The following is a 25,571-nucleotide window of genomic DNA, read 5'->3' on the forward strand; positions in this document are numbered from 1 at the left end:
AATACTTGAGGGCTTGCCGCCCTCAAGCTCACACTCGCTACTGCATAATCTGATTTTTTAATGTCGCTTCGGCGCGTTTTAAAACGTCATCAACAGAATCGCCTTTCAGTAATGCAGGTATTTCAGCAGCAATGGCGTTATCAACTTCCTGGGTATACATACCGTAGGAAACCTGTGGAATTTCAGTCACCCATTTAGAGAAATCAGCGAACACGGGTTGCCCGCCAAAGAACGGATCGTGTACCGCGTAAGCAGGGCCGGAAGTGGCGGGAAGGAAGGTGGCGAGCGCACCGCGATCAACCAAAAGGGTTTGATACATATTGCTATCTGCCGCAAAGGTTTTCTGCAAAAATTCAATCGCCTGTTTAGTATTTTTGCCACCTTTTAAGACATACCAGCTCGATCCCCCCTGATTGGAAGCATGTACCGCTTTGTCGAGGTTCAGCCGTGGGATCGGCGCGACACGCCATTTGCCTTTCTGATCTTCAGCACTTTTAATGGAGCCAATCACCCATACGCCAGAAACCACACTCGCCGATTTTCCGGCATTAAAGCTCCCGACAAAACTCGACCAGCCTGAGATAGGACGTGCAATTTTCGCGTCATTAATCGCTTTAATTGTTTTTAACGTTTCTTTCAGTGCATTATTTTTGGTGAGATTGAGTTGTCCTTGATTATCGAAGAACCATTCTCCACCGGACTGCATCATAATATGAGGGAGAACTACATCATTCATATCGTAGGTCAGCATATCAACACCGGTTTTCGCTTTTACCTGCTTACCGATTTCAATATATTTATCCCAGGTAATATTCACCATATCACTCTCTTTATATCCGGCAGCCTCCAGATAATCGAGTCGATAGAACATTCCCGCCACGCCGGAATCAAAAGGAACACCGTATACCTTATCCCCTACCGTCATCACCTTCGTTTTATAAGGTGCAAACTGGCTATAATCGATAACATCCTGTAATGGGGTAAAGGAATCAGGATAAGCCTGAAGATATTTCTGAGCATTATAATCCTCAATCAGCACAATATCAGGAAGCGAGTTTTTAACCCCTGAAGCCAACATGGTATTTAATTTCTGCTCAATATCTTCTTTACCTGAGTCGATCACTTTCAGACTAAAACTTGGATCGGCTTTTTTATATATCGACGATGCCTCATGCATTGCCGCGACATTGAAGTTAGGATCCCAGGCCCACACGGTGACTTCAGCAGCCAGGCTGTGACTCGATAAGCCCAGCGTGAGGAATGAAACTGCAAATAGGGTAGATACTTTATTCTTGATCTTCATCAGAGCAGTCCTTCTTTACTTTTTGTAAAGAGAGAATATGAGTTACTGCATAATGAAGCAACGAGTTACACCGCTTACATTCTTTCATCCGGTGATACGGGTCACACAACAGGGAGAAAAATGACTAAATATTCGATCTAAATACAAAAAATTTAGGAAAATTTTCCTCCTACAAAGCTCATACCAGCCCATAAAAATGATGAAAATAAAAGCAGAACCCACCACATACCATTGAAAATAAAACAAAAAATGGCGATGTAAAAAGGTTAATCAGCGCATATTAACCATGATCACCTCTTCACCGTGGAATTACGCAAAAATGAAAGCGTTACCACAGAAAATCAAGCGGCACATGGGATACCCGTGTGCCGCAAAACATGCCTATGCCTTGGAAAACCAGCCGCGAATGATCGCGTGCTGTAGCAGCATGATGGTCTTGCCGTCTTTAATCCGGCCATCGTTCATCATCGCGACGGCTTCGCTGAACGGCAGTTCCAGCACCTCGATATCTTCATCTTCCACACCACCGCCCAGATTATCCCTCTGCGACTCATCGTATTCAGCAGCGAAAAAGTACACACGCTCCGTCACGCTGCCCGGCGACATGTAGGCATAGAACAGCTTTTCCACGTTGCCAATCGCATAGCCCGTTTCTTCGATGGCCTCGTTACGGATACATTCTTCGGGCGAATGATCGTCCAGCAAACCCGCGCAGGTTTCCAGCAGCATGCCGCTTTCGTTGCCGTTGACGTAGGTAGGAATACGGAATTGTCGTGTCAGAATCACCGTGCCTTTCGCCCGGTTGTACAGCAGAATCGTCGCGCCATCACCACGGTCATAAACCTCACGAACCTGGCGAACGACGCCGCCATTATTTCTTTTTAAATCAAATGTATATTTGTTCAGAATATACCAATTATCGGATAGCAGCTTCTTTTCGACGATATCAATGGGAGACGACATGCAAACACCTCGATGCTCGATGACTGAAGGGATGGTTCGTTTATATAAACAACGCGAATTCATCATATCTACTTTTAGTGGCGGCATAAACGGATAAGAAGGTATCCGCAGCTACGGTAAAAGAGCCCGGCTCCCGCGAGATCGCCCCCGTGGAGTTGGGCTTGATATAGGCGTTGTGTATCAGCGATGCTATGTAGCGCAACAGCACTTTTCATCGCGGCAGGGCTCTGCTTCGCCTACCGTCGGTTACCATCCTAATCTCGGAGAACCCAATGCCATACGTCAACATCAAAATCACCAATGAAGGCGTCACTGCTGAACAAAAGCGTCAATTGATTGAGGGCGTGACCCAACTGCTGGTCGATGTGCTAAACAAAAACCCCAAAACCACCGTGGTGGTGATTGATGAGGTCGAAACGGACAACTGGGGAATTGGCGGCGTGCCGGTGACGGAATTGAGGAAGGCCAGCAAGTAAAAAGGCTGGTGATAAAAAGTGGAAAGGTGCCACGCTATTCTGGCGTAATAATCGGTGGCACCCGTTTTATATCCCCAACATCGTATCAATCAGCAGATACATATTGAGAGAAACTACCAGCACGACAATGAGTTGCCCGATGCGCTGTACCCATTTGCCATTGACCATCGTCCCCATCAGTTCACGGTTACCCGTGAAGGACAGCAAGGGAACCAGCGCCAGCGCAATCCCAAAGCTCAGCACTACCTGACTCAATACCAGCACCCGCGTCGGATCCATACCGGACAGAATCACGATAAACGACGGCAGCATCGTCACGGCGCGGCGCACCCAAAGTGGGATATGGAAACGCACGAATCCCTGCATTACCACTTGGCCTGCCAGCGTGCCAACAACGGTAGAAGACAGGCCAGCAGCCACCAGACTCAGACCGAAAATGACCGCGGCGGCTTTACCTAGCAGCGGCTCCAGCGTGAGGTAGGCTTTATCCAGATCGGCAATATCCTGATTACCACTGAAATGGAACGCCGCCGCTGCCGTCGCCATCATGGCCAGATTGACGAATCCAGCGATGGTCATCGCAATTGCGACATCGACTTTCGTTGCCGAATAACGCTCGGCACGAGTATGGCTACCTTCATGCTGCGTCAGGGAAGAATGCAGATAAATCACATGCGGCATAATGGTCGCCCCCAAAACGCCTGCGGCCAGCAGCACGGCATCGGAGGTTGGCAGACTAGGAATCGCCATCCCTTTGGCTAACGCGGACAGTTCAGGCTGAGAGAAGACCAACTCGACAATATACGCCGCCGCAACAAACAGCAGCAGGCCGCCGATAACCATCTCCAGCGGCTTCTGCCCGCGCTGTTGCAGCATTAAAATCAGGAAGGTTGCAATGGCGGTGAGGATCGCACCTTCCAGTAGCGACACGCCCAAGAGCAGTTTGAAACCAATCGCTGCACCGATAAACTCGGCCAGATCGGTCGCCATCGCAATAATTTCGGCCTGCACCCAATAGGCCCAAACGGCCGGACGCGGAAAGCGATCGCGGATATGTTCCGCCAGATTCTTACCGGTTGCGATCCCCAATTTGGCGGACAGCAGTTGGATCAGCATCGCCATCAGGTTCGCCCACACCACCACCCACAGCAGCGTATAGCCATAGGCCGCGCCAGACTGGATATTAGTGGCAAAGTTACCCGGATCGATGTAACCAATCGCCGCGATAAACGCCGGACCCATCAAAGAAAGTTTAACCTTCCTTGATGTGCGGCTTGTTGACTCAATAACACGGCTACCCAGCATAGTATGACCCTTCTAACACTGTTGTTTTATTACTCTCACAAAAACGATAATGATTATCAAGTGCATTTAAAGTGGTAATACCAATTCTTTTGATAGTTAATGATGATGAGTCATTCAAAACCTAAAAAACATCTTTTTTATCAAACAAATCTTAACAAAATATAAACAAAAAACCCCATGCGATGGCACGGGGTTTGGAATGAAGATACGCTGTCACTATGGTACGTAAAAAGCAGACGGTGCGTAAAAGCAAACAGAATCAGTCTTGTGCTTTTGATACCGCAACCATCGCCGGACGCAGCAAACGGCCGTTCAGCGTATAGCCTTTTTGCATGACCATCATGACATGGTTCGGCTGGTGATCGGCCGAAGGTAGCATCGTCATTGCCTGATGCACTTCTGGGTTAAACGGTACGCCCACATCACCCACAACCTCGATGCCAAACTTGCGTACAGCATCCAGCAACGATTTCAGCGTCAGTTCAACACCTTCAATCATCGCAGCCAGTGATTCGTTGGATTTATCCGCCGTATCCAGCGCACGTTCCAGGTTATCGATAACCGGCAGCATTTCGCTGGCAAATTTCTCTACCGCAAATTTGTGCGCTTTCTCAACATCCATTTCCGCACGGCGGCGAATGTTATCGGCTTCAGCACGGACGCGAAGCATATTGTCACGTTCACGCTGTTGCAGTTCGCTCAACTGGGCTTCCAGCTCGGCGATGCGTGCATCACGCGGGTCAGCTACGTCTGCCGTCTCTGGCGCGGCATCCGCTTGCTGCCCTTTTGCTGCTTCCTTTTGATCCAGGACTTGCTCGTCAGGCGTTTTCTGTTCTTTACTACTCATGAAATTCTCCGCGGTTTAGCATTAATCTCGCTAGTTGCTTATTATGGGGATCAAAATCGGGGATTCAAGAGAACCCGTCATATATTGGTTCCAACCGCTGCCGATACACCACGCTGAGGACAAAAACAGCAATGAACACACCGCTTACAATGAACAGGCCGTTTAATTGTATTGGCATTGTCGGCCATCCGCGCCACCCAACGGCGCTGGCAACGCATGAGATGCTTTATCACTGGCTCACCGACAAAGGTTACTCGGTTCTGATCGAGCAGCAGATCGCCCGTGAGTTGAATCTAAAAGATGCACCCACAGCGAGCCTTGCCGACATCGGCCAGCAGGCGGATTTGGCGGTTGTCGTTGGCGGTGATGGCAACATGCTCGGCGCAGCGCGCGTGCTGTCGCGCTATGACATCAAGGTGATTGGTGTGAACCGTGGCAACCTCGGTTTTCTGACCGATCTCGATCCTGATCAGGCACAGCAGCAGCTTTCTGACGTTCTCGACGGCCATTATTTGAGCGAACAGCGTTTCATGCTGGAAGCGCACGTTTGCCGCGAAAACCAGCCCGACAGTATCAGTACCGCTATTAACGAAGTAGTGCTTCACCCAGGAAAAGTTGCACATATGATTGAATTTGAAGTCTATATTGACGACAAATTCGCCTTCTCACAGCGTTCAGACGGCCTGATTATCGCCACGCCTACAGGCTCCACTGCCTATTCCCTTTCCGCTGGCGGCCCAATCCTAACACCGTCGCTGGATGCCATTGCGCTGGTGCCCATGTTCCCGCACACGCTGTCAGCCCGCCCGCTGGTCATCAACAGCAGCAGCACGATTCGGCTAAAATTTTCCTGCATTACCAACGATCTGGAGATCAGCTGTGACAGCCAGATTGCGTTACCGGTACAGGAAGGCGAAGAAGTCCTGATTCGCCGCAGCGAATATTACCTGAATCTGATCCACCCAAAAAACTACAGTTATTTCAATACACTAAGTTCAAAACTCGGTTGGTCAAAAAAATTATTCTAAAATTTCACCCAGCTACTTTACTGTATATAAAACCAGTTTATACTGTATGTAATCACATGTGATTACATACAGAGGTTTATCATGCTGGCGCAACTCACTATCAGTAACTTCGCCATCGTGCGCGAATTAGAAATCGATTTTCAGTCAGGAATGAGCGTTATAACTGGGGAAACCGGTGCGGGGAAATCCATTGCGATTGATGCCCTCGGTTTATGTCTGGGAAATCGTTCTGACGCCAGCATGGTTAGGCCGGGCACCGCCCGCGCCGACATTTGTGCCCGCTTTGCGCTGGCAGATACCCCAACTGCACGTCAGTGGCTGGAAGAAAACCAGTTGGATGACAGCAACGAGTGCCTGCTACGTCGCGTGATTAGCGCCGATGGCCGCTCACGCGGCTTTATTAACGGCACCGCCGTGCCGTTGTCTCAACTGCGCGAACTCGGTCAACACCTGATTCAGGTACATGGCCAGCATGCCCATCAGCTACTGTTGCGACCCGATCATCAAAAACACCTGCTGGATGCCTATGCCGATGAACCAAAACTGCTGGTTGCTATGCAGCAGGTTTGGCATCAGTGGCACCAAAGCTGCCGCGCGCTGGCGCAGTTGCAACAGGCAGCCATTGAGCGCGAGGCTCGCCGGGAACTGCTGCAATACCAATTAAAAGAGCTGAATGAATTCTCCCCACAGCCCAGAGAATATGAGCAGATTGACGTTGAATATAAGCGTCTGGCGAATAGCGGTCAGCTACTGACGATGAGCCAACAGGCCATGCAACTGCTGAGCGAAGACGACGAGCAGAACATCATCAGTATGCTGCACAGCGTAAAACATCATCTCGGCGAACTCATCAGTATGGATGACAAGCTGTCCGGCGTGCTGTCCATGCTCGAAGAAGCCGGCATTCAGCTTAGCGAAGCCAGCGATGAGCTGCGCCACTACAGCGAACAGATGGATCTTGACCCGATTCGGCTGTATGAACTGGAACAACGCCTGTCGCGTCAGCTCGCGTTGGCACGCAAACACCACGTTGCTCCAGAGGCGCTCCCAGCGTTCCATCAACAGCTATTAGAAGAACAGCAACAGTTGGCACAGCAGGAAAGCGACCATGACGCGCTTAGCGCTTCCGTCGGCGAATACCATCAGCAGGCGTTGCACCTTGCAGAACAGCTGCACGTGCGCCGTCAGCACCACGCCAGCGAACTGGCACAGCTCATCACCACCAATATGCGTGAACTGGCAATGCCACACGGCCACTTCTCCATTGATGTGAAATTTACGCCAGACAACCTGACGGCCACCGGTGCCGACAGTATCGAATTCCGCGTGACCACGAACCCAGGCCAGCCGCATCAGACGTTGGCAAAAGTAGCCTCGGGCGGTGAGCTATCGCGTATCGCGCTGATTATTCAGGTGATCACCGCGCAGAAAATGGATACGCCAGCGATGATCTTCGATGAGGTCGATGTAGGTATTAGCGGACCAACCGCCGCCATCGTCGGCAGAATGCTGCGCCAGCTCGGCGAATCCACGCAGGTGATGTGCGTGACGCACCTGCCACAGGTCGCAGGCTGCGGTCATCAGCACTTCTTCGTGAGCAAACAAACGGACGGTGCAGAAACGGAAACGCTGATGCAACCCTTAGATAAACGTGCACGGCTACAAGAACTGGCTCGTCTCCTCGGCGGTAGCGCCGTCACCAAAAATACGTTGGCAAATGCCAAAGAACTGCTGGCAGCCTAAAATTCACAACCGACAAGGGCGAGAAAGGTGCATCACCGGTAAAAAAGCTCAACTTTTTTACCTTCCTGAGGTCATACAATCGCCTTGCAGGTTTCCAAGTCCTGCAAGGTCTATTATCATCGGCAACCTATGCCCTTAAGGAATGTAATCACTATGCGCTGTAAAACGCTGACTGTCGTCGCCGCGGTGGTTGTTATGCTGACTGCCGGTTGTTCCACACTGGAAAAGGTGGTCTATCGGCCGGACATCAATCAGGGAAACTATCTGGCACCGGCTGACGTTGCGAAAATTCACACCGGCATGACCAAACAACAGGTCGCTTATACGCTGGGTACACCTATGATGCAGGATCCGTTTGGCAGCGATACCTGGTTTTACATCTTCCGCCAGCAGCCTGGTCATGAGTCGGTAAAACAGCAGACGCTGACGCTGACCTTCAGCGGCAGTGGCGTGTTAACCAACATCAACAACAAGCCCGCGCTGGATTAATGTTTTCAATGCCGTTCGGCTGAATCGGGATGAACGATTCTGGCAGCCAGAAGTGGCAAGTTAAGACCAAACCCACAATGGGCGGAGTACGTGAATGAAGCCAGCGCACACGCGGCTTGATGTATGGCGGGTATAACAGCAGGCAAATCTGAACACTTCAGGTTTGCCTGTGTTTTTTTGTAAGGCATTTCGAGAAGGGCGCTCAGTAAAACGTCATGTGCCGTTCAACGACATCGTTCAGGATTTACTCTTAGCACGTTCTGCGCGCTGACGACGTAGCTCTTTCGGATCGGCAATCAGCGGACGATAAATTTCCACGCGATCCCCCTCCTGCACCACATCGGCCAGCTTCGCCGCGCGGCTGTAAATACCAACTTTATTCACCTGTAAATCGATATCATGGCGCAGTTCCAGCAGGCCCGATGCCACAATCGCCTGCTCAACCGTACTGCCCTCTTCCAGCTTCACCGTGCGTAGATACTGGCGTTCCGGCAACGCGTAGACCACATCAACCTGCATTGCGGACACGGTAGACCTCTTTTGCTCGCTGCGTGAAAGCCTGCACCATATTTCCTGCCAGCTCCTTGAATACTTTGCCAAAAGCGAGTTCAATCAAGGCGTTGGTGAATTCAAATTCCAGATGCAGCTCGACTTTACAGGCCTCGGCGCTCAACGGCGTAAAATGCCAGTCGCCCCCCAACTGACGGAAGGGGCCATCGACCAGTTGCATATTGATATTCTGGTTGTGCGTCAGCGTATTACGTGTAGTAAATGTCTTGCTGATACCGGCTTTGGAAACGTCGACTGCGGCGATCATCTCTCCTTCTGAGGAAGAGAGCACACTGCTCCCCGTACAGCCCGGTAAAAACGCGGGGTAAGAAGCGACATCATTCACCAGCTTGTACATCTGTTCCGCACTGAATGGCACCAGTGCGGAACGACTTATCTTTGGCATACTCTTTTCCGTGATTCATAAAACGCGCAAAATAATATCACTGATAGCCCGGCAGGCAAAAATTCTGCGAAGCTTATCGCACGATATCATTAACCACGACACGGACGCACGGCGGGGATTTCATTCCCAATGACATCCAGTATAATGACGGCACTATGACAAAGAAAAAAGCATACAAACCCGGTTCCGCCACCATTGCGCAGAACAAGCGCGCCCGTCACGAATACTTCATTGAGGAAGAATTTGAGGCCGGCCTTGCGTTGCAAGGATGGGAAGTCAAATCACTGCGCGCAGGCAAAGCAAACCTCAGCGACAGCTATGTCACCTTCATGAACGGTGAAGCTTACCTGTTTGGCGCAACGATCACGCCACTGAATGTGGCTTCATCACACGTGGTGTGCGATCCAATACGCACGCGCAAACTCCTGCTCAACAAACGCGAGCTGGATTCACTGTTTGGCCGCGTCAGTCGTGAAGGCTACACGGTCGTCGCGCTATCCATGTATTGGAAAAATGCCTGGAGCAAAGTCAAAATCGGCGTGGCTAAAGGTAAAAAAGATCACGACAAGCGTGATGACATCAAAGAACGTGAATGGAAGTTAGACAAAGCCCGTATCATGAAGAACGCCAATCGTTAAGCCACTGGCTTAACAACGGTAAGTTCTGATATACTGGCAACAGTTTCTTGGGGGCTGATTCTGGATTCGACGGGATTTGCAAAGCCCAAGGTGCATGCCGAGGGGCGGTTTGCCTCGTAAAAAGCCGCAAAAAAATAGTCGCAAACGACGAAAACTACGCTTTAGCAGCTTAATAACCTGCTTTTAGCCCTCTCTCCCTAGCCTCCGCTCTTAGGACGGGGATCAAGAGAGGTCAAACCCAAAAGAGATCGTGTGGATGCCTTGCCTGGGGTTGAAGCACTAAATCTAATCAGGCTAGTTTGTTAGTGGCGTGTCTATTCGCAGCTGGCAAGCGAATGTAAAGATAGACTAAGCATGTAGTACCGACGGTAGAGTGGTTCCGGACGGGGGTTCAAATCCCCCCAGCTCCACCAATTTAGATTCCGGTTATTACCAGATAAGACCGGAAACACCATAAAAACCCGCATTCTCATTGAGTTTGTGGGTTTTTTATTGCCTGTTATCTATCGGGATACCCCGTTTACAGCCGGAAAGTTTAGTTATACGCTTAGTTATACCGCCCCATATAACTACAAAAGCGTATAACTACGATGGCTCGTATAACTACCCCACTGAGCAATACCGAGATCAAAGCTGCCAAACCTGCCGAGAAGGAATACACACTACAGGACGGGGATGGTTTGTATCTGCTGGTGAAACCGAGCGGTTCTAAAATCTGGCGATTTAATTATTACCGTCCCGATACGAAGAAACGTGCATTAATCAGTTTTGGTTCATACCCTGCGGTTTCTTTGGCCGAAGCCCGACAACGACGTGAGGCGGCAAAGGCACTGATAAGCAAAGGCATTGATCCGCAATTCCACCAGCAGCAACAGCGCGAACAAGAACAAGCCATCAACCTGAACACGTTCACCAAAGTTTCCGCTGACTGGTACGAATTAAAAAAGTCTCAACCGCTTGCCGAGAACACCATTAAAGATATCTGGCGTTCGCTGGAAAAACACGTGTTCCCGTTCATCGGAACCCTACCGATCACCCAGCTTACCGCTCGTCACTTCATCACCGCGCTGGAACCGATACAGGCCAGCGGCAAGCTGGAAACCGTCAAGCGGGTAATCCAGCGAATTGGATTACGCGGTTAACTCTGGGCTGATTCCTGCTAACCCCGCCGCCAAGATCCGCAAAGCGTTTCAGACACCAGTTAAAACTCATATGCCGACCATCCGGCCAGAGGCATTACCTGACTTGATGAAGACGCTATCGGTCGCCAGTATCGAACTACAAACCCGCTTATTGATTGAATGGCAACTACTGACCGTCACCCGCCCTGCTGAAGCCGCTGAAACCCGCTGGAGCGAGATAAATCTGACGGAAAGTACCTGGACGATCCCCGCCAGCCGTATGAAGATGCGCCGTGAGCACGTTATTCCCCTACCCACACAGGCGTTAGCCATTCTGGATGCCATGAAGCCCATCAGCGGACACAGGGAATACCTGTTTCCTTCCAGTAAAGATCCGAAGCAGCCGATGAACAGCCAAACCGCTAACGCCGCATTGCGCCGTATGGGTTACAAAGGCGTACTGGTATCCCACGGTCTACGCGCCATATTTAGTACCGCCGCTAATGAAGAAGGCCTCCCGCCAGATGTGATCGAAGCAGCCCTAGCCCACGTAGACATCAACGAAGTACGCCGCGCCTATAACCGTTCTACCTATCTGGAACAGCGCAAAGTGTTGATGTGCTGGTGGGGCGAATTTGTCGAAACAGCCGCAACAGGAAAAGTGATGGCGTCGGAAGGAGCCAGAGGATTACGCATCGCAAATGGTTAATGTTGTATTTATATATGGGGCAATAAACTGCACCAGAAAAAACGCGCGGAATATGTAGTGCATATAGTCGGTGCTGTTCTCAGTGAGAACACGCCGAATAAGAATGAATTCTTTCATAAACTGGTTGTAAGGCAGCGTGAAGTTATCAGAATCATTATTTCAAGAATTTACTTAATTTTCCCAATTTTAAACCTAAATTACCATACACCTCCCTCTAGAACCGTTTAACTATCTGCACTGACCGGACAACACCGGTTTCATTGGAGATAAGCACGTATGAACCTGTTAGATAGAAAAATACTGTTAAAGAAAGAAGTGAAAGCCATCCTGCGCGTTAGCTCGGACAGCAGTTTTCAGGAAATGATCAATGCCGGAGAATTCCCCAAAGGGTTTCGGGTTGGCTTACGGCGCGTAGGCTGGTTCGAGGATGAAGTTAGCAACTGGTTAAGGCAACGTATTGCCGAACGTGACCAGCAAACCGAAACCGCATAAGCCGACACATCCATTTTTATTGCCGCGATAGCGGCATATTGGAATCAAAAAATATGATGTTCCAAAACTCTGGCACTGGCTGGAACGGGCATTGTTACGCGAAAAATCAGGGAATAGCCCTTTTTATACACAATAGCGAGTCTATTTCTACCCCCCTGGAAAATGCGCAACGCTTAGCAAAACCAATACAAAACGTATTGACGCTGGCGGGGCATCTGGCTTATCGTTTCGCTGTTGCCGCAAAATCGGCGACCAGGTTTAGCAGCCTGAATGTACAAGCGGACGACCGCTTTAGTTTCATGCGGTTTTTTTACGTCCGTAAACCATGTTATGCCCAAATTATGGTGGGGCGTAATGGGGGAGCCTTCGGGCTCGCCGGTTTCTTGTACGCCGGTCTGCTAACCCTGTTACGTCCCACCACCCTGTTTAGCAGCGGAGTGGTGGGGTTTTCAAACCCGTACAAGAGGCCACCGCTATGGTTGCTACCCCTACCCCGTTTCACCCTCATTTCACCTTTCTCTTTCTGGCGGTCTACCGCACAGCGCCGCACGAAAAACCGCACCGTAAAGCCATTATTGCCCCAAATGAGCGATCCGCTCGTCAGCATTTTGAGCCTGATTTTATTCTGTTCTTTGCTGGTCGCCTTCCCGTGCAGGAGGTGCGCCATGTTTGATAACACACCGCTGGAACAGGAAGAACTGATCGATCAGTGTCGTGCGTTGGCTTATGCCATTGTGGAGTTAAGGGAGCCGCAGGCAAAAGAGAGCCTGATGTTCATTCTTGCCGAACGGCTTGATGCGCTCCACCGTGCGCAGGAGGACGAAGCCGCATGAGCAACACGTTTATTCAAGACGTGCGGGCAAAAGCCAACGGCCATTGGGAAGGGATTTTGCAGCGATTAGGCATCCCGACCAATCGGCAGGAAAGTGAATGCCCCAACTGTGGCGGGAATACCTGCTACCGTTTTGACGATAAAGAAGGCCGTGGCACCTATTTTTGTTCTCACTGCGGTGCAGGAACTGGGCTGGATCTGGTGATGAAGGTGAACAAGTGTGACGCGAGGCAAGCAGCGGAACAGGTCGCCGAGGTACTAGCGCTTCCGTTGCCGGTCGTTATGCCCGCCAGTGAAAAGCCTGATAATCGTCTGATTACCGAACGGGTAAATTCGCTGGTGGCGAAAGCGGTATCCGGTCAATCTGGCTATCTGCTGAATAAGGGGCTGCAAAACATGGACGGAACCACCACCGGCGCACAGCTTATCAAATCTAACGGAGAGAAAAAGCTAATTGCCGGTAGCCGCAAGAAAGGCGCATTCATTCCCGTTAGTACCCTACCTGAACACACGGACACCGTGATCATTGCCGAAGGGTACGCCACGGCAGTTACGGCATCGTTACTGATGCAAGGTGTCACTATCAGCGCGTTAGACAGTGGTAATCTGATTCACGTTGCGCGGTCTTGTCGTGCTGTCTGGCCGGACGCCAAAATCATCCTTGCTGCGGATAATGACCATAAAACCGATGGTAACAACACGGGAAAAATCGCGGCTGAAAAAGCAGCACTGGCGGTAAATGGTTGGGTGACGCTCCCGCCAAAAACTGAAAAAGCCGACTGGAATGATTACTACCAGCAGCATGGCGCAGCGGTATCGATATCGGCTTTTGCCGCTTCACTTTATCAGCCTGGACAAAAACAGCAGCCGTCTTCCGCTTCCCCCTTAAAACCTTACGCAGATATTCGTCATGGTGGGCTGTATTGGGTAGAGCCGAAGACTGACCATGACAGCGGCGACATTATCGAGCGTGAAAGCTGGCTGTCAGACCCTATTACGGTAGCGGGTATCGGATCGGATGAGTCAGAACGTTATCTGGTTTTAAGCTGGACGCCAAGCGGTGAAAATCAGCCCCGTACCGAAGCCATTCCAATGCGAGATATTGGCGAACGTGAAGGCTGGGCGCGATTACGTGCGGGTGGGCTGGCAGTCACAGCTAAAGGCGGGTTACGGGCAATACTGGCCGATCATTTGTGCCGTAGTCATGCAGGTTGCCTCTGGGCAATCGCCAGCGCGACCGGCTGGCAACATGGGGCATACCTGATGCCGGACGGTTCTGTTATCGGTACGCCGAGCATTCCCGTCTTGTTCAACGGTAAATCGGGTGCCGCCAAAGGTTATGCCACCAGCGGAACGGCGCAAAGCTGGCGCGAAAACGTCGCAGCGCTGGCACAGGGTAATCCCTCCATGATGCTGGGGATCGCCTGCGCCTTTGCCGCACCGCTTATCGGGCTGGTAAACGCGGACGGATTCGGCGTGCATCTTTTTGGCGGCTCGTCTGCGGGCAAAACCATCACTGGCAATGTTGCCTCTTCCGTCTATGGCGATCCTAATGCGCTTAAACTGACGTGGTACTCCACCGCGCTGGGGCTGGTGAACGAAGCCGCCGCCCACAATGACGGCTTTATGCCGCTAGATGAAATCGGGCAAGGCAGCAATCGTAAAGCAGTGACCGATGCCGCCTATGCGCTGTTTAACGGCGTGGGTAAGATTCAGGGAGCCAGAGAAGGCGGCAACCGAGAGCTAAAACGCTGGCGGGCAATGGCGTTCAGTACCGGCGAGATCGACCTGGAAAGCTATATTCGCGCTGATGGCGGACGAGTGAATGCCGGTCAGTTGGTGCGCTTGCTGAATGTCCCGATAACCAAAGCAACTGTATTTCATGGCTATCAGGATGGCAAAGCCCATGCCGATGCGATCCGCGATGCCAGCAACGCCCATTATGGCGCAGTTGGTCGGGCGTGGATCGCCCACCTTGCCAGCCAGAAAGAAAACGCGCTAACAACCTACCGCAAAACAGAGCGACGCTGGTTGTCACTCTTACCCGATGATGCCAGCGAACAAGTGCGGCGGGTGGCGTCACGTTTTGCCGTACTGGAAGCCGCTTTATTACTCTCGGCTTCTTTTACCGGCTGGACGGCGCAAGAATGCCACGATGCGCTACAACACAGCTTCTATGCCTGGGTAAATGAATTTGGCATGGGCAACCGTGAAGCCAAAGCCTGGGTAGAACAGGCCGACGCCTTTTTGCACCAGTTTGGCTACAGCCGCTATTTACCCCATCCCAATCCAGATCCACGCGATTTACCTATCAAGGATCTGGCAGGATATAGGGTGAAAAAGCCGGGAGCCGATACGCTGGTGTTTCACACCTTCCCCGCCGTGTTCAATAACGAAATTGCCACTGGTGCGAATGCCACCGCGTTTGCGCAGGTGCTGGCCGATGCCGGAATGCTGGATAAACCCGCCAAAGGCATTACACGTAAATCACTGCGCATTGACGGCAAGCAGCCGCGCTTTGTGGTGCTCATGACGCTCGACGACGAGGAAGAGTAAATCACGCGCAAGGTAAAATAAGGTCGGTTCGGTAGGTTCATTATTTTAATACATTGATTTATGGTTGTTTTTATTTGAATAGTGAACCGACCCTGAACCGACTTTAGCCATTTTGAACCGACCTAACCAAACGCCCCTTTTCTGGCTGGCTTGGTGAACCGACTTACACACCGCGTGAACCTACCCATAGGTCGGTTCAATTCTGAAAATAATCATCTTATCTATCAATTAGTTGACCACATGAACCGACTGAACCTACCGAACCGACCCACTTTTGCTTATCTATAAGAATTTGCGCACACAAAAATCATGATGGGTTAAACCATTACCAGCAAAAAAGTGCGCAAAACGACACAGCGCCGTTACGGAAAAATGCACAATGTGGTACGCAGTTGTACGCATTGCAGTGCGAACTGCGTACCTCGCTGCAACCCGCGCCACGCCTCATTTTATTCAATTTGAAATCAATTTTTTGGTCGGTACGCATGTATCGAAATGCTATGGTTTTTTGCGCAGTCGGCGCGGCTGAGAACAAAGTAGTGTTAGATATTGCATATTTTTATCCTGAATTTACAATGTTAGGTTATAAATAAAAAGGAGTATGCATGATGAAAAATGATGGAAAGAAATACGAAGATTTCGTAAAAAATATTCAAGAGTCGTTAATTGAAGCGGAAAAAATATCTCACTTAATTAATGTTAAAATTGAAAACAATAAAAAAATAAAAAAATAAAAGATAGATCTGGGATAGATAGAGAGTTTGATATTTATTGGGAGTTTGAACTTGGAGGGCAAAAATATAAAACCATCATAGAATGTAAAGATTATTCATCTCCTATATCTATAGAGAAAATAGATGCATTAATTGGGAAAACCCATGATATACCTGGTCTAAAATTAATTTATGCAACAAGAACCGGATACCAAAATGGGCAAAAATAAAAGCGGAACAGCATAACATTGACCTTCTAATTGTGAGAGATATTGCCGATACAGACTGGTTCGATGATGATGGAACACCTTTTATAAAAGAAATTCACATTAAAATCGTAGCAATAACACCTCCTATTATAACGGAGTTCAATCCTAAAGTTGATATTGAATGGTTTAAAAATCAAAATACCTACACAGAAAAAACATTAGGGAATATATTTGGACATCGTCTAACAAATGAAATTTTTATACATGAAATTTCTATAGGGGAAAAATATAGCATCCATGAACTGGAAAAAATGTTAATGAATAAAATACCAAATATATCATATGGTGTTGGTGAATATAGCGAAGAATTAAATGATGCATTTATTGAAAGTTCAGATGGGCAAATAGCAGTAAAAATAAGCGGTTATTCTTTAAAATATATACATAGAAAACCAATAGAGAACATAGCCATTATCGATTATTCAAAACAAATAATGGGCATAGTTGAAAATTATTTAACAAAAGAGAAAAAGTGGGTTTTGCAAGATGGTACTATTAAATAGGGGCTTGCCACTATTTCTAAATAACTTCGCGCATTGATGCTTCACTTATCATATGACGAGGCCAGAGCTGGCAATGTGCCTCCTTCAACAAGTGTAGCAATATTATGCAAAGCTATTTAGAGTTCATTTGACTGAAACCTATTTGTTAGCAGCGAAACAAGCTGGTAACGATCACTGACCTCCTCTACAACCGAAACAGATGTACGCTCTCGCGCATTCAGCAATGTGAGTTAAAGTACAATTCAAGATACAAAACCTTATTCCTTATTTGACAAAACCTACTCACACCTTGCAACTGAATAAAAAAAGAGCGATACTACGTAAAGACAAACGTAACTACAAAGGTAAATATAATGGGCAGCATTAACCTCCGTATCGATGATGATCTTAAAACGCGTTCCTACGCAGCGCTCGAAAAATTGGGAGTTACCCCTTCAGAAGCATTGCGACTTACACTGGAATACATTGCTGAAAATGAACGGCTTCCCTTTAAGCAAGCATTACTTAGTGATGAAGATGCCGAATTGATTGAAATTGTTCGTGAACGTCTTCGCAATCCCAAGCCAGTACGCGTGACGCTGGATGATCTTTAATGGCGTACTTTCTGGATTTTGACGAACGCGCACTAAAGGAATGGCGTAAGCTGGGCGAGACTGTTCGCAATCAATTCAAAAAGAAGCTGACCGATATTCTGGAAGCTCCACGTATAGAAGCAAACAAATTGCGGGGTATGCCGGACTGCTACAAAATTAAGCTACGCACTGCTGGCTACCGGTTGGTTTACCAGGTTCAGGATGAAAAAGTGGTAGTTTTTGTGGTGTCAGTTGGAAAACGTGAGCGTTCAGAAGCATACGATGATGCGATAAAACGCTTACGTTAATACAGTCCCATACAATGATGAGAGAAGACAAAAAATATAACCAACAATCAAGATCGTCCGGTTGGGGTGGGAAACGAGCCGGTGCCGGCGCTCCCGTTGGTAATACCAATGCGGTGAAACATGGAGAACGCAGCCGCCAGGCATTCTTTCCTTTGGCTGGTGATAATGGGCAATTCACGCCGTTGCAATTGCTACGTGTAAGAAACCTGCTCCTGGCCGAACGTGTCGGCGAGTTGATGCACAGATCTCTTTCTTTTGGTACAGCCGAGTGGCGCGAGTTTATGTTGCTCGATGGGATTCTATGGCAACACACCCGAAAAATGATGGTGTTGGAGTGTCGTAAAGCAAAATTAAATTTACAGCACTCCCAGCACTAAAAACCGACACATCAAACGAAACTCTATTGCCATACGCAGACTATTTTTCAGAGTGACTTTTCGTTTTAGTTATACGTTTAGTTATACGAAAAAAAACATCATCAGTAAAAAATAAATTAAAACAATACATTATACATTTAGTTCAATTTCCACCCGCGCACGGGAAGGCGGCAACCGTGAGCTAAAACGCTGGCGCACCGTGGCGATCAGCACGGGAGAAATGGATATGGAAACCTTTCTGACCAGTGCAGGCATAAAATCCAAAGCCGGTCAGTTGGTGCGTTTACTCAATTTACCACTGGAAAAGGCGCAGCAGTTCCACGGATACAAGAGCGGTAAAGATCATGCCGACGCACTGAAAGCCGCTGGCGATCGCTTATCCCTTCTAACTGCGGTGAACAGGTTCACCGTGTAGCAGAGCGTTTGGCCATTCTGGAAGCGGCGTTGCTGGTGGGGAGAACGATCACAGGGATGTTGACCCCGCCCACCAGCGGCAGAGGGTTTCAGCGTAAATCCCCCCGTATTGATGGGAGACAGTTTAACGTGTACGTGATCCACTACATGCCAGAGGAAGAAGCCACGCAGGAATAACCCCTACGTGCGAGAAAATGTGTTGGTTCAGTCAGTTCAGTTGGTTCAATTTGTTAATTACATTGTTTTATAAGGAAAATATTTTCTATTTTGAACCAACACTGAACCAACAAACGGGCAGTTTGAACCAACACAGCGACCTATCCGGTTATTTTCTGGCTGGACGGGTGAACCAACAAAAATCACCGCTGAACCAACGCAATAAGAGCTATGTTGGTTCACATAAACCCAGTGCTGGCGCGGCTTAGCAGCCCGTGAACCAACTGAACCAACCGAACTGACACCTTTCTGCTGATCTATAGAGAAATTGGGCGGGAATAAAAAAGGCAGGGAATAGCAGCCCAGCGAACTGGGCTACGTTCAGGCAGCTTTCGGTGAAAACTTCTCAATAAACTCCTGTTTCACCTGAATATCAAAATCAGTAAACATGGCTACTGGCTTAACACTTCTCCCGACTTTTTCCAGCCTTACAAAGCCATGCGAATTCAGTGTCTTGAGCGTCACGGATAAATTGCTTTTCTGACGACCAGACATTCCCGCCAGTTCAGTGAGGGTTTCCGGTTTTTGTTCATCCATAAGCCGCAGCAAAGCGATATTTTCATTACTGAGAACCTGAGCCAGTGCGTTCATGGAGGTAAACCAGACTTTAGGCTCCCCTTCTTCCGGCTTATACTGACCTTTGACGATGGCAAGCATTCTCGCGCGGATCACGGCTTCTGGCATGACGCCAATCAGGGCTTTCATCGTATTAACCTCTCTTTTCACGTTCTGCGATAACTTCATCTATTTTGGTAAAGAAATCTTCAAGTAACTGTTCGACAGACACAAACTCATACGGATAACCTTTATCCACAGGTGTTCGGTGTACATGGTCATAGACCAGACGCCCCGAAAACTTCCCTTTCTTGGGGGGCTTGATGGCGTGGGCGTTATCCATTCCGAATACCCGCGTATTGTGCTTATCATGCAGCGTCAGCGCATATCGGATGCCGTGGGGGATGGAAGCCGTCTGTTTAACCATCCAGGCATCCACTTTCCACCAATACCCATCTTCCCGATATACTGTCTCACCATGCAATGAAAGCAGATAATCCAAAGCACTATCACGTTCCATATGTAATCCTGTAAATGTTATGACCCAATCATAACAACAAACCTGTTCATGTCAAATCCAGTCAGACAATAATCAACATCCCTCTTACCCCATTCATCAATACGCGCTAGATTCGCGAAAGATACCGGAGTATGCCCAAAAAGCAGCTCTGGTATTTTTATGCCTAAAATCTGCCATAACCCCTAAGCCTGCATGGTTCGCCCAGCAGGCTTTTTTCATGGATACATACGATGGAAGCTCACGAATTAGTTGAAGCATTACGCGAAGAAGAAAAGCACCAGGAAGAACAAGAAACCACGTTTGGCGGCACTGACCTGAGAATTGTCTACATCGGCGATAAGCTGGAAAAACGCATTGATTACAAAGGGCGTAAGTTTCTGTTTCGCCAGTCTACCCCTTCCGATGTTCCCCCCGTTGTTGCTGGGTATTTGCTGGATAACTTCCCCCAAATATTTGCTATACCGGAAAACGCCAAACGCAAGGCCGTACAGGTGGAAGAAGCCGAACGCCAGCGGCAGATTATTGCCAACTATCGCCACCAGCAAGCGCTGGCACAAGAGCAGGCCGACGCCGCCGCAAACAGCTTTGTGGTGAAAATCGGTAATGATGCTATCGATCTGGCAAAACTCACCAGCCACCAGCTACGTGAATTAGCGGAAGAAAATGGCGTAAATCCTTACTCGCTCCCCCCTAATCCCAACGATATGCGGCGCTATCTGGTCGATCACTTCAATCAACAGAAGATGCAGGCATGAGCGAAAAAATATTACGCGAAAAAGCGGTATGCGAAAAAGTGTCTCTTGATCGAGGAACATTGCGTGTGATGTGGGAGAGCGGCCAATTCCCTGCACCATTCAGCATCACGGGAGGCCGCGCCGTTGGCTGGCGCGAAGCTGATATCGACGAGTGGATCGTCAGACAAAACGCCATTGCTCATCGAGTTCGCAGATAAGCACCACGTCAGAATGAGCGATCGGTGAGGATGTTATTCGCTTCGGCGCGAGTTTTTTAACGTGCGAATAACGGTGTTGATAACAATGTTCAGTGTCCTCGCGGTATCGCGCCTCCCGTGCCGTTGAAAGCCATTTCGGTGATCTGTTCTTTGACACCCACCTTGCGCGCTTCGTGGGTATAAGTGAGTAGAAACACGCGGTGGCGGTCACGGCAGCGAAATCTGTCACGACCTTTAGGATTATGACCATGGCGACAAACCTGAGCAGACTGACAGCGGGGACAATGAACACTAACGCTGCCCATGGGAAAACCTGAAAAGCGAGCATGATATATCACAATCAACGAATCGGATGCGTTATCCAAAAAACAGCATTAATCAATGCGCACGAAACATTTATGGTACTGACAGAATGCTAAATCCAGGTTTTAGGAATCCCTAATTTTCAAAACGCCGACAGCATATCAATATGCGGAATGCCGTCTTCGTCGTACTCCTCACCGGTCGCCACAAAACCAAATGCGCCGTAGAACGTTTGCAAATGAGCCTGCGCGGACAGGAAAAGATGCTTTTGCGGCCAGTGGCGTGCGCAGGCAATCAGCGTGTGTTCCATCAACTGGTGCCCCAGATGTTGCCCGCGGGCATGCGGCGCGACAATCACGCGTCCAATCGTCACCACATCGTTGTTCGGATGGGGCGCTAGCAACCGGGCGCATGCGGCCAGCTTGCCGTCACGGTACGCCGTAATATGGCGATTGCCGTCCACCAGATCGCGGCCATCAATGTCCAGATAGGGACAGGTTTGCTCGACCACGAATACCTGATTGCGCAGCGCCAATATGTCATGCAGTGAATACACGTTAAGGTCTGCCACATCCCAGTCATGCCATATCAGACTCATTGCTACCCTTCCTATTTCGTTTATTTCGCACCGACGGAGCGATCGCGGCGCTTAGCCAGAATCAGCCATGCCCACAGCAGCGCAATTGACAGCGCAAACAAGGCGCCAAAACCAATCCCGATGGTGATAACCGACACGCCGAGTTTCACCACCAGAGAATAAAGCCCAAGCATTAACAGCATAGCGCCGTTCTCACCCAAATTCTGTACGGCGATCGCATTCCCCGCACCGACGCTAGCCTTCCCACGCTCCTGCAACAGCGCATTCAGCGGGACGATGAAGAATCCACCGAGCGCCCCCAGCAGAATCAGTAAGGAATAGGCGCTCATGAGGTTGTGCTGAAGTGTAAAAATCACCACCACTACGCCGATCAGGAACCCCGCAGGCAGGCAGCGCCGCACGCTATCGAGCGTTATCAGCTTCGCAGCCGCACCGGCTCCCGCCACGATACCCACGGCGACCATCGCATTAAGCAGCGTCGGTGTAGCATTGTCGGTGATGCCGAGCGCATGCGGCACCCACAGCACCAGCAGAAAGCGCAGCGTCACGCCTGCGCCCCAGAACATACTGGTGCCGATCAGCGAAAGCCGGGCATCGCCATCGCGCCACAGTACCCGACAGGCGGAAAAGAAGCTTGCAGCCATCTGCACCGGATGCCACGGCTGCCCGGGTCGCGCCGCGTTGAGACGAGGAATCAGCATATTCGCCCCCAGCGCTATGCCGTAAGCTACCGCACACACCGACAGCGCTCCGTAAATGTTCCAGTCCGCCAGCACGCCGCCCGCGACTGAACCGGTCAGGATCGCCGCAATCGTCGAGGCTTCCATCAGACCATTTGCTTTGACCAACTGATCGCCGCGCGTGATCTCACCCAGAATGCCGTATTTCGCCGGGGAATAAGCGGCAGCACCAATGCCCACCAGCGTGTATCCCAGAAACGGATTACCGCCCACGCAAATCAGCAGCGCACCTGCCAGTTTCAGGGTATTGGCGAACATCATCACCTGCCCTTTGGAGAAGCTGTCCGCAATTTGCCCGACAAACGGTGCCAGAATGATGTACGCAGCGACAAACCCCATCTGCAAAAACGGCTGGCTCCAGTCGGGATACACCAGCTGTTTGATCAGCGCTAACGTGGCAAACAGCAGCGCATTATCGCCAAACGCGGAGAAGAACTGCGCGATAATCACCGCGCTCATACTGCGCGACAGCAAAGGCGTCGCGGGTTCAGTCTGTTGACTCATGCATTCGGCTCCGACGCGTTAGTTGCTGGTTCTTCGGCCATCTGGCGCAGCGTGACAAAGTCAGGCTTGCCGCTGCCGAGTAGCGGTAAGGCTTTCACATAGCGAATATCGCGCGGCACCGCCAGTTCCGGTACACCACTGCTGCGTGCCTGTGCGAGCAATGCGTCACGGGTTATCTGGTTGTCCGTCGTAAACAGCACCAGCGCCTCGCCTTTGCTGCTGTCACTTTTCGCACTGGCCGCATGCTGCGCTTCCGGCGATATCTTCACCGCTAGCTGTTCTACGCTTTCCAGCGACACCATCTCCCCTGCCAGCTTGGCAAAGCGCTTCACGCGGCCGATGATGGTGCAGAAGCCTCTTTCATCCAGCTCGACAATATCGCCCGTGTCATACCAGCCCTGCTGCAATTCACCTTGGGAGTTTTCTGCCGCAGGCGCTTCGAGCACGCCGGGATTTTCCACCCGCAGATAGCCTTTCATGATATTCGGTCCGCGTAGTTGCAGGCGGCCACCGCGCGTGATGCCCGGCACCGTAATCAAACGCGATTCAATTTCCGGCAACAGCTTGCCGACGGAATGGATTTTTGTCGCCATCGGCACGTTGATCGCCACCACCGGCGCACACTCGGTCACGCCGTAGCCTTCCAGAATGCGGATACCAAATTTGTCCTGCCAAACCTGACGCGTGGTTTCAGACAGCTTTTCTGCCCCGGCAACCACATAGCGCAGACGAGCAAAATCATAAGGATGGGCAAAGCGCGCGTAGTTGCCTAAGAACGTTGAGGTTCCGAACAGCACGGTACAGTTCTGGTCATAAACCAGCTCCGGCACGATGCGATAATGCAGCGGGCTGGGATAGAGGAACACGCGAGCGCCCGTCATCAGCGGCGTTAACAGCCCCACCGTCAGGCCAAACGCATGGAACAGCGGCAGCGCAGACATAAAGCGGTCGCGCGGCGTGAAATCCGCCACTGTACGAATCTGCTCAACGTTCGCCAGCAGGCTGTCATGGGAATGCACGACGCCTTTCGGATTCCCCTCAGAGCCGGAGGTAAACAGCACGATAGCCGCATCGTCAGGTTTCTGCGGCAGCATCGCACGAGCAGGAAACAGCAGATGAAACAGGATCCACAGCTTATCCGTCAGCGTCACAGTGTCTTTCAAATCTTCCAGATAGACCCAGTTGGCCTCGTTAACCTGCTTCGGCAGATCCGTCAGCTTGCCCTTTTCAAGAAACTGGCGAGACGTGACGATGGTTTTGATCCCCGCCGCTTTCATCGCACTTTGCAGCCCTTTCGCGCCAGCGGTGTAGTTCAGCATGGCAGGAACTCGGTTACGCAGCGATGCGCCCAGGATGGATGCCGCGGTAATGGTCGCGTTGGGCAACAGCATGCCGACATGTTCATCGACGCGGGTAAAGCGCTGCAAAATGCGCGACACGCCCAGCGATTTTTTCAATAAGCCCTGATAGCTGTCTTCATTGAATGAGATATCCGCAATACTGGGGGAGGTGCGCCCGTAACGGGTTCTCGCGGCCAGAAAGGCCTGATACAGCGTGTGCTGCGGGCGCGTATCCATCCGCGCTTTCATCATAATCTGGTGTAAATGCTCGCCGGCCAGCGCACGGCGTTCTCTGGCACTGTTGGCTTCCGGCATCGGCAACGTGGTCGGTGGCAAATAGGTGATCGTAATCTGCGGGAGGCAGCGGCGTTTAAAGACGCCCGCCAGCCGACCAAACGGCGTGAACTCTGCGCCATCAATGCGCACGGGGATAATCGTTGCTCCCGATTTCGCCGCGACAAACGCCGCGCCGCTGTAAATCTTCATCAGCGATCCGGTTACACTGATGCGCCCCTCAGGGAAAACCACGACGGGCTGGCCGCGTTCGATCACCTTGATCAGACCTTTAATCGCCAGAGGCTTAGTGGGATCTAACGGCACGAAATCGATATACGGCTTTAGCCAGCGCATAAACCAGCGGTCGGAAATGGAGGAGTACACGGCAAAGACGGGTTTTATCGGTAAGAATAACGCCAGCAAAACGCCATCAAGGAACGAGACGTGATTGGGGGTAATGAGCAATTTGGATTGCTGAAACTGGCTGCTGTCGCCCTCGATCCGGATGCGGTACAGACGCTGGAACACCCAACGTAACAGGGTATGAATCATGCCTTCTCCCAATAGACAGATAAACGGGCAGCTTGCTGAAACGCAAAAACCACCAGGCGATACGTCAAAATACTACATACATATCATACTTCAAGTGATGGGCACGCGGCTGAACGTGAAGATTGCCAACGGCACAGCATTCACATCGCATAAAATGGCTGGAAATAACGAAAACGGGAAATTCAGGCAAAAAAAAACCTACGCATCCGCGTAGGTTGGTGTAATCAAATGGTTTCAATGTACAGAGCACATCGATATATCACCAATCAATACCTCTGGGACTTGTCACTCTAAGGATCGTCACCGCTCTTCACCAGCGATGAATCGAAAGAGTTATTCTATAAGTGCAACCAACTGTAAGATTCTGGTGAATCATGTAAGGCCGCCGCCTTTTAGCGCGTT

The 25,571-nt window shown here is 50.2% G+C and carries 28 protein-coding genes, 1 other RNA gene and 3 pseudogenes; 20 read left to right on the top strand and 12 right to left on the bottom strand.

The window, feature by feature from the left end:
* Nucleotides 1–37: 37 nt before the first annotated feature.
* The gene (locus IG609_RS16275) at nucleotides 38–1,303 is read right to left on the bottom strand and encodes an ABC transporter substrate-binding protein (protein ID WP_193398346.1); all 1,266 of its coding nucleotides are present in this window, start codon (nucleotides 1,301–1,303) and stop codon (nucleotides 38–40) included.
* Between the two features lie 381 nt (nucleotides 1,304–1,684).
* Nucleotides 1,685–2,266 (bottom strand): GDP-mannose pyrophosphatase NudK, encoded by a 582-nt coding sequence (nudK, locus tag IG609_RS16280; RefSeq protein WP_193398345.1) that lies wholly within the window; start codon nucleotides 2,264–2,266, stop codon nucleotides 1,685–1,687.
* A 272-nt stretch (nucleotides 2,267–2,538) separates the two neighbouring features.
* On the opposite strand from nudK, the gene IG609_RS16285 reads away from it, so the two are divergent.
* Complete coding sequence (locus tag IG609_RS16285; protein ID WP_010282462.1) at nucleotides 2,539–2,742, top strand: 2-hydroxymuconate tautomerase family protein; 204 nt, start codon at nucleotides 2,539–2,541, stop codon at nucleotides 2,740–2,742.
* A gap of 66 nt (nucleotides 2,743–2,808) precedes the next feature.
* Here the strand turns inward: IG609_RS16285 and IG609_RS16290 are convergent, their stop codons facing one another.
* Both IG609_RS16290 and grpE read right to left on the bottom strand, forming a co-directional pair.
* Nucleotides 2,809–4,047 (bottom strand): Nramp family divalent metal transporter, encoded by a 1,239-nt coding sequence (locus IG609_RS16290; protein ID WP_193398344.1) that lies wholly within the window; start codon nucleotides 4,045–4,047, stop codon nucleotides 2,809–2,811.
* A 259-nt stretch (nucleotides 4,048–4,306) separates the two neighbouring features.
* On the bottom strand, nucleotides 4,307–4,894 hold the full coding sequence (gene grpE, locus IG609_RS16295; RefSeq protein WP_095993741.1) for a nucleotide exchange factor GrpE: 588 nt from the start codon (nucleotides 4,892–4,894) through the stop codon (nucleotides 4,307–4,309).
* Between the two features lie 149 nt (nucleotides 4,895–5,043).
* Between grpE and nadK the strand changes: the two genes are divergently transcribed.
* From nadK to bamE, 3 genes are all read left to right on the top strand, one after another.
* Nucleotides 5,044–5,922 (top strand): NAD(+) kinase, encoded by an 879-nt coding sequence (nadK, locus tag IG609_RS16300; protein ID WP_193398453.1) that lies wholly within the window; start codon nucleotides 5,044–5,046, stop codon nucleotides 5,920–5,922.
* Between the two features lie 81 nt (nucleotides 5,923–6,003).
* Entirely contained in the window at nucleotides 6,004–7,665 is a 1,662-nt protein-coding gene (gene recN / locus IG609_RS16305) for a DNA repair protein RecN (protein WP_193398343.1), read from the top strand.
* 153 nt (nucleotides 7,666–7,818) lie between these two features.
* Entirely contained in the window at nucleotides 7,819–8,154 is a 336-nt protein-coding gene (bamE, locus tag IG609_RS16310) for an outer membrane protein assembly factor BamE (protein ID WP_010282437.1), read from the top strand.
* 237 nt (nucleotides 8,155–8,391) lie between these two features.
* On the opposite strand, the gene IG609_RS16315 is transcribed toward bamE, so the two are convergent.
* Both IG609_RS16315 and IG609_RS16320 read right to left on the bottom strand, forming a co-directional pair.
* Nucleotides 8,392–8,673: an RnfH family protein gene (locus IG609_RS16315; protein WP_010282431.1), complete on the bottom strand. Its 282-nt coding sequence runs from the start codon at nucleotides 8,671–8,673 to the stop codon at nucleotides 8,392–8,394.
* Nucleotides 8,663–9,109 carry a type II toxin-antitoxin system RatA family toxin gene (locus tag IG609_RS16320; protein WP_193398342.1) on the bottom strand — a complete coding sequence of 149 codons (447 nt, stop codon included), beginning with the start codon at nucleotides 9,107–9,109 and terminating at the stop codon, nucleotides 8,663–8,665. Before IG609_RS16320 ends, IG609_RS16315 begins: the two co-directional genes overlap by 11 nt.
* A gap of 155 nt (nucleotides 9,110–9,264) precedes the next feature.
* Between IG609_RS16320 and smpB the strand changes: the two genes are divergently transcribed.
* From smpB to IG609_RS16385, 13 genes and pseudogenes are all read left to right on the top strand, one after another.
* Nucleotides 9,265–9,747, top strand: coding sequence for an SsrA-binding protein SmpB (gene smpB, locus IG609_RS16325; protein ID WP_102118193.1), 483 nt, complete (start codon nucleotides 9,265–9,267; stop codon nucleotides 9,745–9,747).
* Nucleotides 9,748–9,797: 50 nt separating this feature from the next.
* Nucleotides 9,798–10,160, top strand: a transfer-messenger RNA (tmRNA) gene (ssrA, locus tag IG609_RS16330).
* Between the two features lie 177 nt (nucleotides 10,161–10,337).
* Nucleotides 10,338–11,577: pseudogene (locus tag IG609_RS16335) on the top strand (integrase domain-containing protein).
* A gap of 276 nt (nucleotides 11,578–11,853) precedes the next feature.
* Entirely contained in the window at nucleotides 11,854–12,069 is a 216-nt protein-coding gene (locus IG609_RS16340) for a helix-turn-helix transcriptional regulator (RefSeq protein WP_193398341.1), read from the top strand.
* Between the two features lie 475 nt (nucleotides 12,070–12,544).
* Nucleotides 12,545–12,742 (top strand): host cell division inhibitor Icd-like protein, encoded by a 198-nt coding sequence (locus IG609_RS16350; protein WP_182101077.1) that lies wholly within the window; start codon nucleotides 12,545–12,547, stop codon nucleotides 12,740–12,742.
* Nucleotides 12,735–12,902, top strand: coding sequence for a hypothetical protein (locus IG609_RS16355; RefSeq protein WP_193398340.1), 168 nt, complete (start codon nucleotides 12,735–12,737; stop codon nucleotides 12,900–12,902). The genes IG609_RS16350 and IG609_RS16355 overlap by 8 nt, the downstream gene beginning before the upstream one ends.
* Nucleotides 12,899–15,457 (top strand): TOPRIM and DUF927 domain-containing protein, encoded by a 2,559-nt coding sequence (locus IG609_RS16360; RefSeq protein ID WP_193398339.1) that lies wholly within the window; start codon nucleotides 12,899–12,901, stop codon nucleotides 15,455–15,457. The genes IG609_RS16355 and IG609_RS16360 overlap by 4 nt, the downstream gene beginning before the upstream one ends.
* Before the next feature lie 605 nt (nucleotides 15,458–16,062).
* Nucleotides 16,063–16,191 (top strand): hypothetical protein, encoded by a 129-nt coding sequence (locus IG609_RS20495; protein WP_264177029.1) that lies wholly within the window; start codon nucleotides 16,063–16,065, stop codon nucleotides 16,189–16,191.
* A 241-nt stretch (nucleotides 16,192–16,432) separates the two neighbouring features.
* On the top strand, nucleotides 16,433–16,942 hold the full coding sequence (locus tag IG609_RS16365) for a hypothetical protein (protein ID WP_226374086.1): 510 nt from the start codon (nucleotides 16,433–16,435) through the stop codon (nucleotides 16,940–16,942).
* A 353-nt stretch (nucleotides 16,943–17,295) separates the two neighbouring features.
* Nucleotides 17,296–17,535, top strand: coding sequence for a type II toxin-antitoxin system RelB/DinJ family antitoxin (locus IG609_RS16370; RefSeq protein WP_039351585.1), 240 nt, complete (start codon nucleotides 17,296–17,298; stop codon nucleotides 17,533–17,535).
* Complete coding sequence (locus IG609_RS16375) at nucleotides 17,535–17,822, top strand: type II toxin-antitoxin system RelE family toxin (protein ID WP_193398338.1); 288 nt, start codon at nucleotides 17,535–17,537, stop codon at nucleotides 17,820–17,822. Before IG609_RS16370 ends, IG609_RS16375 begins: the two co-directional genes overlap by 1 nt.
* Before the next feature lie 14 nt (nucleotides 17,823–17,836).
* Nucleotides 17,837–18,199 carry a hypothetical protein gene (locus IG609_RS16380; protein ID WP_226374087.1) on the top strand — a complete coding sequence of 121 codons (363 nt, stop codon included), beginning with the start codon at nucleotides 17,837–17,839 and terminating at the stop codon, nucleotides 18,197–18,199.
* A gap of 157 nt (nucleotides 18,200–18,356) precedes the next feature.
* Nucleotides 18,357–18,790, top strand: a pseudogene (locus IG609_RS16385) (hypothetical protein); the annotation flags it as partial.
* A gap of 360 nt (nucleotides 18,791–19,150) precedes the next feature.
* Here the strand turns inward: IG609_RS16385 and IG609_RS16390 are convergent.
* Both IG609_RS16390 and IG609_RS16395 read right to left on the bottom strand, forming a co-directional pair.
* On the bottom strand, nucleotides 19,151–19,534 hold the full coding sequence (locus tag IG609_RS16390) for an HVO_A0114 family putative DNA-binding protein (RefSeq protein WP_193398337.1): 384 nt from the start codon (nucleotides 19,532–19,534) through the stop codon (nucleotides 19,151–19,153).
* Nucleotides 19,535–19,538: 4 nt separating this feature from the next.
* Complete coding sequence (locus tag IG609_RS16395) at nucleotides 19,539–19,904, bottom strand: toxin-antitoxin system TumE family protein (RefSeq protein ID WP_193398336.1); 366 nt, start codon at nucleotides 19,902–19,904, stop codon at nucleotides 19,539–19,541.
* A 230-nt stretch (nucleotides 19,905–20,134) separates the two neighbouring features.
* Between IG609_RS16395 and IG609_RS16400 the strand changes: the two genes are divergently transcribed.
* Nucleotides 20,135–20,659 (top strand): hypothetical protein, encoded by a 525-nt coding sequence (locus tag IG609_RS16400; protein WP_193398335.1) that lies wholly within the window; start codon nucleotides 20,135–20,137, stop codon nucleotides 20,657–20,659.
* Entirely contained in the window at nucleotides 20,656–20,856 is a 201-nt protein-coding gene (locus IG609_RS16405) for a helix-turn-helix transcriptional regulator (RefSeq protein ID WP_193398334.1), read from the top strand. Before IG609_RS16400 ends, IG609_RS16405 begins: the two co-directional genes overlap by 4 nt.
* Here the strand turns inward: IG609_RS16405 and IG609_RS16410 are convergent.
* The 4 genes and pseudogenes from IG609_RS16410 to aas all read right to left on the bottom strand — a co-directional run.
* Nucleotides 20,822–21,161, bottom strand: a pseudogene (locus IG609_RS16410) (IS1 family transposase); the annotation flags it as partial. The gene IG609_RS16405 and the pseudogene IG609_RS16410 sit on opposite strands and share 35 nt — an antisense overlap.
* A gap of 140 nt (nucleotides 21,162–21,301) precedes the next feature.
* Nucleotides 21,302–21,757 (bottom strand): GNAT family N-acetyltransferase, encoded by a 456-nt coding sequence (locus IG609_RS16415; RefSeq protein WP_014916544.1) that lies wholly within the window; start codon nucleotides 21,755–21,757, stop codon nucleotides 21,302–21,304.
* Between the two features lie 20 nt (nucleotides 21,758–21,777).
* Entirely contained in the window at nucleotides 21,778–23,001 is a 1,224-nt protein-coding gene (lplT, locus tag IG609_RS16420) for a lysophospholipid transporter LplT (RefSeq protein ID WP_193398333.1), read from the bottom strand.
* Nucleotides 22,998–25,169, bottom strand: a complete 2,172-nt coding sequence (gene aas, locus IG609_RS16425; protein ID WP_193398332.1) for a bifunctional acyl-ACP--phospholipid O-acyltransferase/long-chain-fatty-acid--ACP ligase — start codon at nucleotides 25,167–25,169, stop codon at nucleotides 22,998–23,000. Before aas ends, lplT begins: the two co-directional genes overlap by 4 nt.
* Between aas and IG609_RS16430 the strand changes: the two genes are divergently transcribed.
* Nucleotides 25,168–25,383, top strand: coding sequence for a hypothetical protein (locus IG609_RS16430; RefSeq protein ID WP_119874455.1), 216 nt, complete (start codon nucleotides 25,168–25,170; stop codon nucleotides 25,381–25,383). The genes aas and IG609_RS16430 overlap by 2 nt on opposite strands.
* Nucleotides 25,384–25,571 lie beyond the last annotated feature (188 nt).

Origin of the sequence: Pectobacterium quasiaquaticum (assembly GCF_014946775.2) — a bacterium.
GTDB classification, from domain to species: Bacteria; Pseudomonadota; Gammaproteobacteria; order Enterobacterales; family Enterobacteriaceae; genus Pectobacterium; species Pectobacterium aquaticum.